At 72.8% G+C, this 13,517-nt stretch carries 11 protein-coding genes; all 11 read left to right on the forward strand.

The window, feature by feature from the left end; all coding sequences use genetic code 11:
• Positions 1 to 158: 158 nt before the first annotated feature.
• The 11 genes from C6N75_RS14940 (at position 159) to C6N75_RS14990 (ending at position 13,465) form a co-directional block, all read left to right on the forward strand.
• Positions 159 to 587: a Rieske (2Fe-2S) protein gene (locus tag C6N75_RS14940; protein WP_105869408.1), complete on the forward strand. Its 429-nt coding sequence runs from the start codon at positions 159 to 161 to the stop codon at positions 585 to 587.
• A 68-nt stretch (positions 588 to 655) separates the two neighbouring features.
• A complete protein-coding gene (gene uvrC, locus C6N75_RS14945) occupies positions 656 to 2,761 on the forward strand; it encodes an excinuclease ABC subunit UvrC (RefSeq protein ID WP_105869389.1) in 2,106 nt (701 codons plus the stop codon).
• Between the two features lie 103 nt (positions 2,762 to 2,864).
• Positions 2,865 to 3,770 (forward strand): RNase adapter RapZ, encoded by a 906-nt coding sequence (rapZ, locus tag C6N75_RS14950; protein WP_105869390.1) that lies wholly within the window; start codon positions 2,865 to 2,867, stop codon positions 3,768 to 3,770.
• On the forward strand, positions 3,767 to 4,789 hold the full coding sequence (locus tag C6N75_RS14955; RefSeq protein ID WP_105869391.1) for a gluconeogenesis factor YvcK family protein: 1,023 nt from the start codon (positions 3,767 to 3,769) through the stop codon (positions 4,787 to 4,789). Before rapZ ends, C6N75_RS14955 begins: the two co-directional genes overlap by 4 nt.
• Positions 4,780 to 5,781, forward strand: coding sequence for a DNA-binding protein WhiA (whiA, locus tag C6N75_RS14960; protein ID WP_105869392.1), 1,002 nt, complete (start codon positions 4,780 to 4,782; stop codon positions 5,779 to 5,781). Before C6N75_RS14955 ends, whiA begins: the two co-directional genes overlap by 10 nt.
• 263 nt (positions 5,782 to 6,044) lie before the next feature.
• Entirely contained in the window at positions 6,045 to 8,996 is a 2,952-nt protein-coding gene (locus C6N75_RS14965; protein WP_105869393.1) for a M14 family metallopeptidase, read from the forward strand.
• A gap of 283 nt (positions 8,997 to 9,279) precedes the next feature.
• Positions 9,280 to 10,284, forward strand: a complete 1,005-nt coding sequence (gene gap, locus C6N75_RS14970; protein ID WP_105869394.1) for a type I glyceraldehyde-3-phosphate dehydrogenase — start codon at positions 9,280 to 9,282, stop codon at positions 10,282 to 10,284.
• A 229-nt stretch (positions 10,285 to 10,513) separates the two neighbouring features.
• Positions 10,514 to 11,725, forward strand: a complete 1,212-nt coding sequence (locus C6N75_RS14975) for a phosphoglycerate kinase (RefSeq protein WP_105869395.1) — start codon at positions 10,514 to 10,516, stop codon at positions 11,723 to 11,725.
• Positions 11,726 to 11,731: 6 nt separating this feature from the next.
• A complete protein-coding gene (gene tpiA / locus C6N75_RS14980) occupies positions 11,732 to 12,508 on the forward strand; it encodes a triose-phosphate isomerase (RefSeq protein WP_105869396.1) in 777 nt (258 codons plus the stop codon).
• Between the two features lie 148 nt (positions 12,509 to 12,656).
• Positions 12,657 to 12,887 carry a preprotein translocase subunit SecG gene (secG, locus tag C6N75_RS14985; protein WP_105869397.1) on the forward strand — a complete coding sequence of 77 codons (231 nt, stop codon included), beginning with the start codon at positions 12,657 to 12,659 and terminating at the stop codon, positions 12,885 to 12,887.
• A 242-nt stretch (positions 12,888 to 13,129) separates the two neighbouring features.
• The gene (locus C6N75_RS14990) at positions 13,130 to 13,465 is read left to right on the forward strand and encodes an RNA polymerase-binding protein RbpA (RefSeq protein ID WP_003957010.1); all 336 of its coding nucleotides are present in this window, start codon (positions 13,130 to 13,132) and stop codon (positions 13,463 to 13,465) included.
• The last annotated feature ends 52 nt before the right edge of the window (positions 13,466 to 13,517 follow it).

The following is a 13,517-nucleotide window of genomic DNA, read 5'->3' on the forward strand; positions in this document are numbered from 1 at the left end:
CGCACCGAGGGGGCCGACGGCCGAGCACCGGGCCGACGGGCCGGGGGCGGCCGAAGGGGTGGGGATACCCGCCGGTATCGTCGCTTCCGTCACCGTCGTCCGCTTATCGTTTCCCGTCTTCCCGTGGAGTGCTCATGTCCGGTTCCCGTGGAGTGCCCCTGTCCGGCTCGTCGACCGCCCGCCGCACCGTGCTCAAAGGAGCGGCGCTGGCCGGCGCCGCGGGGCTGGGAGCCGCCGCCTGCTCCACCGACTCCAAGGTGGGGCACGCCGAGAACCCGACGCCGACCGCGCCCGTGGAGCTCGGCGCCGCGGACGCCGTGCCCGTCGGCGGCGCCCGGCTCTACCGCGAGCAGCGGCTGGTGGTGAGCTGCCCGGCCAAGGGCAGCTACAAGGCGTTCAGCGCCCAGTGCACCCACGCCGGCTGCGTCCTCGACAAGGTCGAGGAGAACGAGGGCAACTGCCCCTGCCACGGCAGCCGCTTCGACGTCACCACAGGTCAGGCGGTCAAGGGCCCCGCCACCGCCCCGCTGCCCGTGGTCCCGGTGCGGGTCGAGGGCGGCAGGCTGGTGGCCGGTCCCGACGCCTGAGGCGAGGCCGCCCCGGAGCGGGGGCGCGCGGCGACGGGGTGTCAGTGGTCGCCAGTAGGGTGTGAGGCATGGCAGACCCCTCCAGCTACCGCCCCAAGCCGGGACAGATCCCCGACTCGCCGGGGGTCTACCGGTTCCGCGACGAGCACCGCCGGGTGATCTACGTCGGCAAGGCGAAGTCCCTCCGGCAGCGGCTGGCCAGCTACTTCCAGGACCTGGCCGGGCTGCACCCGCGCACCCGCACCATGGTCACCACGGCCGCCTCCGTGGAGTGGACGGTGGTGTCCACCGAGGTCGAGGCGCTCCAGCTCGAGTACTCCTGGATCAAGGAGTACGACCCCCGGTTCAACGTCAAGTACCGCGACGACAAGAGCTACCCCTACCTCGCCGTCACGCTGAACGAGGAGTTCCCGCGCGTCCAGGTCATGCGCGGGCAGAAGAAGAAGGGCGTGCGGTACTTCGGCCCGTACAGCCACGCCTGGGCCATCCGCGACACCGTCGACCTGCTGCTGCGGGTCTTCCCGGTGCGCACCTGCTCCGCCGGGGTGTTCCGCAACGCCGCGCGCACCGGCCGCCCCTGCCTGCTCGGGTACATCGGCAAGTGCTCCGCCCCCTGCGTGGGCCGGGTCACCCCCGAGGAGCACCGGGAGCTGGCCGACGAGTTCTGCGACTTCATGGCCGGCCGCACCGGCACCTACATCCGCCGCCTGGAGAAGGACATGGCGATCGCGGCCGAGGACATGGAGTACGAGAGGGCCGCCCGCCTCCGCGACGACATAGGGGCCCTGAGGCGGGCCATGGAGAAGAGCGCCGTCGTCCTCGCCGACGCCACCGACGCCGACCTGATCGCGGTGGCCGAGGACGAGCTGGAGGCGGCCGTGCAGATCTTCCACGTGCGCGGCGGCCGGGTGCGCGGCCAGCGGGGCTGGGTCACCGACAAGGTCGAGGCCGTGGACACCGCCGGCCTGGTCGAGCACGCCCTTCAGCAGTTGTACGGCGAGGAGACCGGCGACGCGGTGCCCAAGGAGGTCCTGGTCCCGGCCCTCCCCGAGGACGTGGACGCGGTCAGCCAGTGGCTCGGCGACCGGCGCGGCTCCCAGGTCTCCCTGCGCATCCCGCAGCGCGGCGACAAGAAGAACCTGATGGAGACCGTCGGGCGCAACGCCCAGCAGGCCCTGGTGCTGCACAAGACCAAGCGCGCCAGCGACCTGACCACCCGCTCCCGCGCCCTGGAGGAGATCGCCGAGGCGCTGGGCCTGGAGTCGGCGCCGCTGCGCATCGAGTGCTTCGACATCTCGCACCTCCAGGGCCAGGACGTGGTGGCCTCGATGGTGGTCTTCGAGGACGGGCTGCCCCGCAAGAGCGAGTACCGGCGCTTCCAGATCCGCACCTTCGAGGGACAGGACGACGTCCGCTCGATGCACGAGGTGGTGTCCCGGCGCTTCCGGCGGTACCTCGCCGAGAAGGAGCAGACGGGGGAGTGGGACCTCGCGGCGGACGACGCCGGGAGCGATGCCGGGGGCGGCGAGGGGACCGCGACCGGCGCCCACGCCTCGACGACCCCTCCCGGCGACACCGCCGGCGCCCTGGACGACCCGACCGCCCTGGACGACACGGCGGTCCCGGACGACGGGCGGCCGAAGAAGTTCGCCTACCCGCCGCAGCTCGTCGTGGTCGACGGCGGCCGGCCGCAGGTCGCCGCCGCCCGGCGGGCGCTGGACGAGCTGGGCATCGACGACGTCGCCGTGTGCGGGCTGGCCAAGCGGCTGGAGGAGGTCTGGCTGCCGGACGAGGAAGACCCGGTGGTCCTGCCGCGTTCCAGTGAGGGGCTGTACCTGCTACAGCGGGTCCGCGACACCGCCCACGACTTCGCCATCCGCTACCAGCGCAGCAAGCGCCACAAGCGGATACGCACCGGCCCGCTGGACGCGGTGCCCGGCCTCGGCGACGCGCGCAAGCAGGCGCTGATCAAGCACTTCGGCTCGGTCAAGCGGCTGCGGCAGGCGACCGTCGACCAGATCTGCGAGGTGCCGGGGTTCGGCCGCAAGACCGCCGAGGCGGTGGCGGTGGCCCTGGCGCGGACCGCCCCGAGCGCCCCGGCGGTGAACACCGCCACCGGAGAGATCATCGAGGAGGAGGCCGCGACTCCGCAGGAGTCGTCCGCCCGGCAGTAGCCCGGCGCCGACCGCCGCGGCAGCTTCCGCGACGACCGGCCCGACTCCGGCGCCGACCAGGCCGGAGCCACCCAAGACCACACCGAGAAGACGGAGCACACACGTGAGTACGGGCACGACGATCGAGGCCGGCGAGGCCGCCGAAGCGGCGACCCCCGAGCTGGTGATCATCTCCGGGATGTCCGGCGCGGGCCGCAGCACCGCAGCCAAGTGCCTGGAGGACCTCGGCTGGTTCGTGGTGGACAACCTCCCGCCGGCCCTCATCCCCACCATGGTCGAGCTGGGCGCCCGCTCCCAGGGCAACGTGGCGCGCATCGCCGTCGTCGTCGACGTGCGCGGCCGCCAGTTCTTCGACGCCCTGCGCGAGTCCCTCGCCGACCTGGACACCCGGCAGGTCACCCGCCGGATCGTGTTCCTGGAGTCCTCCGACGAGGCGCTGGTGCGCCGCTTCGAGTCGGTGCGCCGCCCGCACCCGCTCCAGGGCGACGGCCGGATCACCGACGGCATCGCCGCCGAGCGCGACCTGCTGCGCGAGCTGCGCGGCGATGCCGACCTGGTGATCGACACCTCCAGCCTCAACGTCCACGAGCTGCGCGCCAAGATGGACGCCCAGTTCGCCGGCGACGAGGAGCCGGAGCTGCGGGCCACCGTGATGTCCTTCGGCTACAAGTACGGCCTGCCGGTCGACGCCGACCTGGTGGTGGACTGCCGCTTCCTGCCCAACCCGCACTGGGTGCCGGAGCTGCGCCCGTTCACGGGGCTCAACGAGGAGGTGTCCGGCTACGTCTTCAACCAGCCCGGCGCCAAGGAGTTCCTCGACCGCTACACCGAGCTGCTGCGGCTGATCGCCGCCGGCTACCGCCGCGAGGGCAAGCGGTACGTCACGGTCGCGGTCGGCTGCACCGGTGGCAAGCACCGCTCCGTCGCCATGTCCGAGAAGGTCGCCGCCCGGCTGGCCTCCGAAGGCGTGGAGACCGTCGTCGTACACCGGGACATGGGGCGCGAGTGAGGACCGCCCGCCGGCGCACGAGCACGCTCCCCGCTCGTGCGCTGCGCCGGCGCGGCGCCCAGCCCAAGGTCGTCGCGCTCGGCGGCGGCATGGGCCTGTCCGCGTCGCTGGCCGCGCTGCGCCGGATCACCGGCGACCTGACGGCCGTGGTGACGGTCGCCGACGACGGCGGCTCCAGCGGCCGGCTCCGCGAGGAGCTGGGCGTGCTGCCCCCCGGCGACCTGCGCAAGGCGCTGGCCGCGCTGTGCGGCGACGACGACTGGGGCCAGACCTGGGCGCGGGTCATCCAGCACCGCTTCCAGTCCCAGGGCGACCTGCACGAGCACGCGGTCGGCAACCTGCTGATCGTCGCGCTCTGGGAGCAGCTCGGCGACCACGTCCAGGCGCTCGACCTGGTCGGCCGGCTGCTGGGCGCGCACGGCCGGGTGCTGCCCATGTCCGCCGTACCGCTGGAGCTCCAGGCCCTGGTCAAGGGGCACGATCCGGCGCGCCCGGAGGACGTGGACACCGTCTGCGGCCAGGCCACGGTGGCGCTGACCCCCGGCGAGGTGCAGTCGGTGCACCTGGTGCCGGGCGGCCCGCCGGCCGTCCCGGAGGCGGTCGACGCGGTGCTGGACGCCGACTGGGTGGTTCTCGGGCCGGGCTCGTGGTTCTCCTCGGTGATCCCGCACCTGCTGGTGCCGGAGCTGCTCACCGCCCTGGTGGAGAGCAAGGCGCGCCGGGTGCTGTCGCTGAACCTCGCCCCCCAACCCGGCGAAACCGACGGCTTCTCCCCGCAGCGTCATTTGGAGGTTTTGGCCCGACACGCCCCTAAACTCGCCCTGGACGTGGTGCTGGCCGACGAGGCCGCAGTGCCCGACCGCGACTCCCTCGCGGACGCCGCCAAGCGGTTCGGCGCCGCGGTCGAGCTGGCCCCGGTGGCCAGGGCGGACGGCTCGCCCAGGCATGACCCCGAGCTGCTGGCCGCCGCGTACGACCGTATTTTTCGGATGCATGGAAGGATCGGCCCATGGCGATGACGGCAGCGGTGAAGGATGAGATCTCCCGGCTTCCCGTCACCCGCACCTGCTGTAGGAAGGCGGAGGTGTCGTCGATCCTGCGGTTCGCCGGCGGGCTGCACCTGGTGAGCGGGCGGATCGTGATCGAGGCGGAGCTGGACACGGCGATGGCGGCGCGCCGCCTGAAGCGGGACATCGCCGAGATCTTCGGCCACAACTCGGAGCTGATCGTGATGGCCCCCGGCGGGCTGCGGCGCGGTTCGCGCTTCGTGGTGCGGGTGGTGGCGGGCGGTGACCAGCTCGCCCGCCAGACCGGGCTGGTCGACGGCCGCGGCCGCCCGATCCGCGGGCTGCCGCCGCAGGTCGTCTCCGGCGCCACCTGCGACGCCGAGGCCGCCTGGCGGGGCGCGTTCCTGGCGCACGGCTCGCTGACCGAGCCCGGCCGCTCCTCCTCGCTGGAGGTCACCTGCCCCGGCCCGGAGGCCGCGCTGGCGCTGGTCGGCGCGGCCCGGCGGCTGTCCATCGCGGCCAAGGCCCGCGAGGTCCGCGGAGTGGACCGGGTGGTGGTGCGCGACGGCGACGCGATCGGCGCGCTGCTGACCCGGCTCGGCGCGCACGAGTCGGTGCTGGCCTGGGAGGAGCGGCGGATGCGCCGCGAGGTGCGCGCCACCGCCAACCGGCTGGCCAACTTCGACGACGCCAACCTGCGCCGCTCGGCGCGGGCCGCGGTCGCGGCCGGCGCTCGGGTGCAGCGCGCGCTGGAGATCCTCGGCGAGGAGGTGCCCGAGCACCTCGCGGCGGCCGGCCGGCTGCGCATGGAGCACAAGCAGGCATCCCTGGAGGAGCTGGGCGCGCTCGCCGACCCGGCGCTGACCAAGGACGCGGTCGCCGGCCGGATCCGCCGGCTGCTGGCGATGGCCGACAAGCGGGCCCAGGACCTGGGCATCCCCGGCACCGAGTCCAATCTCACCGAGGACCTCGCGGAGGAGATGGCCGAGGGCCTGGTGGGCTGACCGCCCGTCCCCGCGGACGTCACGCCCCGGCGCCCCCGCCCGCCGACACCACGGCCCCGGCACTCCCTCCCGCCGGCGCCACGGCCCCGGCGCCCCGCACCACCGCGGGCGCCGGGGCCGCCGCGTGCCGCCCGCCGTGCCCGGGAACGGGACCGGACCGGCGACGTCCGGACACGCCTCCGGCGGCGCTATTGACATGATCATGCGCCCCCGAAACCCTGACGCCTGTCCACTCCCGTGGCACACCACAGCAAGGGGGGCACATGAGACACAGGGCGAGAGCGGTTCTCGCCGCGGCGGCGCTGCTGGCGACCGGGCTGGTGGCGGTACCCGTCGCCGGGGCGCAGCCGCGTGCCGGCGACGGCGGCGGCGACCGGCTGGCCGTCTGGCACGCGGAGGTCACCCGGCAGCAGGTACCCCTGCTCCTGGAGGCCGGCGCCGACGGGCACGAGCTGACCGAGCGGGTGCCCGACAAGGGCACCGCCACCATCGAGCTGTACCTCACCGCCGCGCAGGCCGACGAGCTGCGCGCGGCCGGGGTGAAGGTCACCGGGCACCAGGTCGGCGGCGCCGCCCAGCGGCGTACCGCGGCCGCCGGGGACGGGGTCTTCCGGCCGTACGGCGGCGCCGGCGGCCTCAAGGAGGAGATCCTCGCCACCGCGCGCGCCCACCCGGACATCACCAAGGTCGTCAGCATCGGCCGGACGGTCAAGGGCCAGGACATCCTGGCGCTGAAGCTCAGCAAGGGCGCGCCGAAGAAGGCGGACGGCAGCAAGCCGGCCACGCTCTACATGTCCAACCAGCACGCCCGCGAGTGGATCACCCCGGAGATGAACCGGCGGCTGCTCCACCACTACCTGGCCGGCTACGGCAACGACCCGCGGATCACGAGGATCGTGGACACCACCGAGCTGTGGTTCGTGCTGTCGGCCAACCCCGACGGCTACGACTTCACCCACGCCGACCCGGCCAACCGCCAGTGGCGCAAGAACCTGCGCGACAACAACCGCGACGGGAAGATCACCTCAGGCGACGGCGTCGACCTCAACCGCAACTTCTCCTACAAGTGGGGCTACGACAACGAGGGCTCCTCGCCCGACCCCGCCGACGAGACCTACCGCGGCACCGGGCCCGGCTCCGAGCCGGAGACCAAGGCGATCGACGCCTTCCAGAAGCGCATCGGCTTCCAGTACGGCGTCAACTACCACTCCGCCGCCCAACTGCTGCTGTACGGGGTGGGCTGGCAGGTCGCCACCGACACCCCCGACGACGTGCCGCTGAAGGCGCTGGCCGGCACCCCGGACAAGTCCGCCGTGCCCGGCTACCGGCCGCAGGTCTCCTCGGAGCTGTACACCACCAACGGCGAGGCCGACGGGCACGCGGCGAACGTCAACGGCATGCAGATGTTCACCCCGGAGATGTCCACCTGCGCCACCGCCTCCCGCGTCGATCCCGACGACGCCTGGGAGGCGGCCGACTGCGCGTCGGTCTTCACCTTCCCGGACGACGAGAAGCTGATCCAGCAGGAGTTCGCCAAGAACGTGCCGTTCGCGCTGGCGGTCGCCGAGTCCGCCGCCCGGCCCGACGACCCGGTCTCCCCGGTCGGCGCCCCGGCCCCGGCGTTCGTCCCCGACGCCTTCGACGTCTCCTACGCCCGGGGCGACCAGACCGTCGCGGTCACCGCGCGCAAGTCGCTGCGGGACAAGGAGCTGAAGTACCGCGTCAACGGCGGCCGCACCTGGGACCAGGCGCTCAAGCCCTGGCGGGGCGGCGAGACCTACGGCGGCGAGGACAACCTCTACTACGACGAGTACCGGGCCGAGGTGATGGACGGCGAGCCCGGCGACACCGTGGAGGTCTGGTTCACCGGCCGCACCAGGGACGGGAAGAAGGTCAGCTCCACCCCGTTCTCGTACACCATCGCCGAACGCCCGCGCGGCGACGTCCTGGTGATCGCCGACGAGGCGGGCACCGGTCCGGCGCGGCACGTGACGGTGTACACCGTGGCCGTGAAGGCGAACGGCGGGCGGGCCGCGATCTGGGACACCGCGACCCAGGGCACGCCGCACCCGCTGGGGGTGCTCTCGCACTTCGGCACCGCGCTCTGGTACACCGGCGCCGGCGAGCCCGACGGGCCCACCGCGCTCGCCGTGCGCGACTACCTCAACGAGGGCGGCAAGCTGCTCAACGCCGGCGAGCGGGCCGGCGGCGAGACGGACATCGGCCGCGCCTACAGCGACGACTTCGCGCAGTACTACCTCGGCGCCTACCGGCGCGCCGGGCTCGCCGGCGCCGACGCCTTCCAGGGCGCCGGGCCGCTGGCCGGACCGCGCGTGCCGCTGGCGGGCGTGTCCAGCAACCCGCTGGACGCGGCCGGCAGCTACACCGTCACCTCCGACGCCCTCGACCCGGTCGACTTCCCGCAGTTCGCCGGCGCGGCCGCCGGCGACTACCCGGGCGTGCGCACGCCGTTCGAGCCGTACGAGGGCAGCTCCTTCGCCGCCGCCAAGCACAGCGACGACGCCTGGATGAAGCTGAGCCGCACCGTCGACCTGACGTCCGCCACCGCCGCGCAGCAGCCGTCGCTGCGGTTCCGGCTCAGCCACGACACCGAGCCCGGCTACGACAACGTCATCGTCGAGGCGCGGACCGAGGGCGGCGAGGACTGGACGACGCTGCCGGACGCGGGCGGGGCCACCTCCAGCGAGGTGCCCGCCGACTGCGCCGAGGGCTTCTACCTCGGCGAGCACCCGGCGCTGGCCCGCTACCTCACGCTCGGCCCGGACGGCTGCGCGCCCACCGGCAGCAGCGGCGCCTGGCACGCCTTCACCGGGAACTCCGGCGGCTGGCTGCCCGTCTCGGTCGACCTGAGCGCCTACGCCGGCAAGAAGGTCGAGCTGTCCATCTCCTACGTCACCGACCCGGGCACCGGCGGCACCGGCGCCTTCGTCGACGACACCACGCTGGTGATCGGCGGCGCGACCAGCGGCGCCGAGGGCTTCGAGACCTCGCTCGGCCCCTGGTCCGTGCCCGGCCCGCCGGCCGGCAGCCCGGGCAACGCGACCGACTGGGGCCGCTCCGGGGCGCTCTTCGAGTCGTACGCGGCGGTCACCACCCGGGACACCGTGCTGCTCGGCTTCGGCCTGGAGCACGTGCCGTCCGCCGCCGACCGGGCCAGGCTGCTCGGACAGGCGCTGGACGTGCTCCGGGACTGATCCGGGGTACGCGGAGGGTGCCCGGACGAGCGGTGCGCCGCTCGTCCGGGCGGCCCTTCCGGCGCCCGGACGAGCGCCGCCGTGCTCGCCTGGGCGGCCGGGTCCGGCGCGGCGGCGCTACCGGCCGGTAGCCCAGGTCAGACCGCACATCCGGGCCCCCGGAAGGCCGCTTCCGATGTCACTCCAGCGCCCCTGGAGAGGTAGGGTCGGAGGCGGTCGGGGACATCCCAAAAAAGAGCTCGCCGGCGTCTTTGGGCCGGCGTACCAACGAGGAGATCGGTTCGTGACGATCCGCGTAGGAATCAACGGCTTCGGCCGCATCGGGCGTAACTACTTCCGCGCCGTGCTGGAACAGGGTGCGGACGTCGAAGTCGTGGCCGTCAACGACCTGGGCGACACCGCGACCACGGCCCACCTGCTGAAGTACGACACCATCCTGGGGCGCCTCAAGGCCGAGGTGAGCCACACCGAGGACTCCATCACCGTCGACGGCCACACCATCAAGGTGCTGTCCGAGCGCAACCCCGCCGACATCCCGTGGGGCGAGCTGGGCGTCGACGTCGTCATCGAGTCCACCGGCATCTTCACCAAGAAGGCCGACGCCGAGAAGCACATCGCCGGCGGCGCCAAGAAGGTCCTCATCTCGGCCCCGGCCAAGGACGAGGACATCACCATCGTGATGGGCGTCAACCAGGACAGCTACGACCCGGCCAAGCACCACGTCATCTCCAACGCCTCGTGCACCACCAACTGCGTGGCGCCGATGGCCAAGGTGCTCGACGAGAACTTCGGCATCGTCAAGGGCCTGATGACCACGGTCCACGCCTACACCAACGACCAGCGCATCCTGGACTTCCCGCACAAGGACCTGCGCCGCGCCCGCGCCGCCGCGGAGAACATCATCCCCACCTCCACCGGCGCCGCGAAGGCCACCGCCCTGGTCCTGCCGCAGCTCAAGGGCAAGCTGGACGGCATGGCCATGCGCGTCCCGGTCCCCACCGGCTCGGTCACCGACCTGGTCGTGGAGCTGGACCGCGAGGTCACCCGCGACGAGATCAACACCGCCTTCCAGAAGGCCGCCGAAGGCCAGCTCAAGGGCATCCTGGAGTACTCCGAGGACCCGATCGTCTCCTCGGACATCGTCAACCAGCCGGCGTCGTGCACCTTCGACTCCCCGCTGACGATGGTCCAGGGCAAGCAGGTCAAGATCATCGGCTGGTACGACAACGAGTGGGGCTACTCCAACCGCCTCGTCGACCTCTCCGTCTTCGTCGGCGACAAGCTCTGATCCGCCGCCGGCGTACACCGCACCGCGTCGCGGTGCACTCGCCGACGGCACGGCGGGCGGCCCCCGCGTGAGGTACCTGCTGTGAGCGCAGGGCTCGCACAGCGCTACGGTGCGCTGTACGGGCCCTGTCGCTTGCGCCGGGACCCGCCCGCCGCCGGGGACGGCCGGCCGCGAGGCCACCGTCCCGCCAGCCCTTCCGCTTCCTCCAGGAGTACGGAGCACCGCCCAGATGAAGACGATCGACGAACTTCTCCGCCAAGGGGTCGCCGGCAAGCGGGTATTCGTCCGCGCCGACCTCAACGTCCCGCAGGACGGCACCACCATCACCGACGACGGCCGCATCCGCGCGGTGCTGCCCACCGTCAAGGCGCTCGCCGACGCCGGCGCCAAGGTCGTGGTCGCCTCCCACCTAGGCCGTCCCAAGGGCGCCCCGGACCCGGCGTACACCCTGCGCTTCGCCGCCGCCCGCCTCGGCGAGCTGCTCGGCGCCCCGGTCGCCTTCGCCGACGACACCGTCGGCTCGGCCGCCCACCACGCCGTCGAGGGCCTCGCCGACGGCCAGGTCGCCGTCCTGGAGAACCTCCGCTTCAACCCCGGCGAGACCGCCAAGGACGACGCCGAGCGCGCCGAGTTCGCCGCCCGCCTCGCCGCCCTCGCCGACGTCTACGTCGGCGACGGCTTCGGCGCCGTGCACCGCGCGCACGCCTCCGTGCACGACCTGCCGAAGCTGCTCCCCTCCTACGCCGGCTACCTCATCACCACCGAGGTCGGCGTCCTGGAGCGGCTCACCGACGACGTCAAGCGCCCCTACGCCGTCGTCCTCGGCGGCGCCAAGGTCTCCGACAAGCTCGGCGTCATCGACAACCTCCTGAAGAAGGCCGACCGCATCCTGATCGGCGGCGGCATGGCGTACACCTTCCTCGCCGCGCAGGGCAAGGAGGTCGGCATCTCCCTGCTCCAGGAGGACCAGAAGGAGCGATGCGCCGCCTACCTGCGCGAGGCCGCCGAGCGCGGCGTGGAGTTCCTGCTCCCCGTCGACGTGCTGGTCTCGCCCGAGTTCCCGGACCTGAAGACCAAGGCCCCGACGAACCCCACCACCGTCTCCGCCGACGCCATCCCGGCCGACCAGGAGGGCCTGGACATCGGCCCGGAGACCCGCCGGCTCTACGCCGACAAGCTCGCCGACGCCGCCACCGTCTTCTGGAACGGCCCCATGGGCGTCTTCGAGCACCCCGACTACGCCGAGGGCACCAAGGCCGTCGCCCAGGCGCTCGCCGACTCCCCGGCCTTCTCCGTGGTCGGCGGCGGCGACTCCGCCGCGGCCGTGCGGACGCTGGGCTTCGACGAGAAAGCATTCGGCCACATCTCCACCGGCGGCGGCGCCAGCCTCGAATACCTCGAGGGCAAGGCGCTCCCCGGCCTCGAAAGCCTGGAGGACTGAACCTCGATGACCGCTCGTACCCCGCTCATGGCGGGCAACTGGAAGATGAACCTCAACCACCTCGAGGCCATCGCCCACGTCCAGAAGATCACCTTCGCGCTGACCGAGAAGGACTACGCCGCCGTCGAGGTCGCCGTCCTCGCGCCCTTCACCGACCTGCGCACCGTGCAGACCGTCGTCGAGGGCGACAAGCTGCCGATCAAGTACGGCGCCCAGGACATCTCCGCGCACGACTCCGGCGCCTACACCGGCGAGGTCTCCGGCCCGATGCTGGCCAAGCTGCGCTGCGCCTTCACCGCCGTCGGCCACTCCGAGCGCCGCCAGTACCACGGCGAGAGCGACGAGCTGTGCAACGCCAAGGTCAAGGCCGCCTTCAAGCACGGGATCACCCCGATCCTGTGCGTCGGCGAGGGCCTGGACGTGCGCAAGGCCGGCAACCAGGTCGCGCACACCCTCGCCCAGGTCGACGGCGGACTGAAGGACGTCCCCGCCGAGCAGGCCGAGACCATCGTGATCGCCTACGAGCCGGTGTGGGCCATCGGCACCGGCGAGGTCGCCACCCCCGAGGACGCCCAGGAGGTCTGCGGGGCGATCCGCGGCCGCCTCGCCGAGCTGTACTCCCAGGAGCTCGCCGACAAGGTGCGCATCCAGTACGGCGGCTCGGTCAAGTCCTCCAACGTGGCCGCGATCATGGCGCAGCCGGACGTGGACGGCGCCCTGATCGGCGGCGCGGCGCTGGACCCGGAGGAGTTCGTCAAGATCGTCCGCTTCCGCGACCAGTGAGCCGGCCGGCACGTCCGCAGCCGCCGCGACCGGCGAGTATGCGGTAGGGCGGAATCGTCGTACCCTTGCGGGCAAGCGCAGGAAGCAGTGCAGGAAACCCGGGCGTACGCGCTCCGGAACGCCGAGGAAGTAGGGTCCAGCCGTGGTTATGGGGTTCTCGATCGCCCTGATCGTCTTCAGCGGCCTGCTGATGCTGCTGGTACTGATGCACAAGGGCAAGGGCGGCGGCCTCTCCGACATGTTCGGCGGCGGCATGCAGTCCTCCGTCGGCGGCTCGTCGGTCGCCGAGCGCAACCTGGACCGCATCACCGTGGTCGTCGGGCTGCTCTGGTTCGCCTGCATCGTCGTGCTCGCACTGCTGATGAAGGTCAACAACTGACCCGTGCGACGCAGCGGCCTCACACCGCCCCCGCACCGGCTTCGCGCCGGCCGCGGGGGCGGTTCCGTTTCCGGCCGGCCGGGGGCGTCGCCGGGCGTACGGATCCGGCCAACGGCCGCACCGCACGCCCCCCGGCGGCGGTTCCGCTCCGGGACAAGTGGGTAACTCCTCTCACTGGACGCGCGTTGGGCCTTTCGTAGACTGGGGCATCTTCGAGCACCATCACGCAGGGAGTGACAACCGTGGCAAGTGGCAACGCGATCCGGGGAAGCCGGGTCGGCGCGGGGCCGATGGGGGAGGCCGAGCGGGGCGAGTCCGCGCCGCGCCTGCGCATCTCCTTCTGGTGCTCGAACGGGCACGAGACACAGCCGAGCTTCGCCAGCGACGCGCAGGTCCCCGACACCTGGGACTGCCCGCGCTGCGGGTTCCCGGCCGGCCAGGACCGGGACAACCCGCCGGACCCGCCGCGCACCGAGCCCTACAAGACGCACCTGGCCTACGTACGGGAGCGGCGCAGCGACGCGGACGGCGAGGCTATCCTCGCCGAGGCGCTGGCCAAGCTCCGGGGCGAGATCTGAGCCGGTCCGAGCGGACCTGATCGCGACGGCACCCCTTCCTGACGGCGGCTGG

The organism is Streptomyces solincola, assembly GCF_002982015.1.
Taxonomy (GTDB): Bacteria; Actinomycetota; Actinomycetes; order Streptomycetales; family Streptomycetaceae; genus Streptomyces; species Streptomyces solincola.

What these genes read in the sequence shown, in the direction of transcription:
- tpiA (WP_105869396.1), top strand. Translation starts at nt 11,732, where the DNA reads ATGACCGCTCGTACCCCGCTCATGGCGGGCAACTGGAAGATGAACCTC.
- whiA (WP_105869392.1), top strand. Translation starts at nt 4,780, where the DNA reads ATGGCGATGACGGCAGCGGTGAAGGATGAGATCTCCCGGCTTCCCGTC.
- uvrC (WP_105869389.1), top strand. Translation starts at nt 656, where the DNA reads ATGGCAGACCCCTCCAGCTACCGCCCCAAGCCGGGACAGATCCCCGAC.
- C6N75_RS14975 (WP_105869395.1), top strand. Translation starts at nt 10,514, where the DNA reads ATGAAGACGATCGACGAACTTCTCCGCCAAGGGGTCGCCGGCAAGCGG.
- secG (WP_105869397.1), top strand. Translation starts at nt 12,657, where the DNA reads ATGGGGTTCTCGATCGCCCTGATCGTCTTCAGCGGCCTGCTGATGCTG.
- C6N75_RS14965 (WP_105869393.1), top strand. Translation starts at nt 6,045, where the DNA reads ATGAGACACAGGGCGAGAGCGGTTCTCGCCGCGGCGGCGCTGCTGGCG.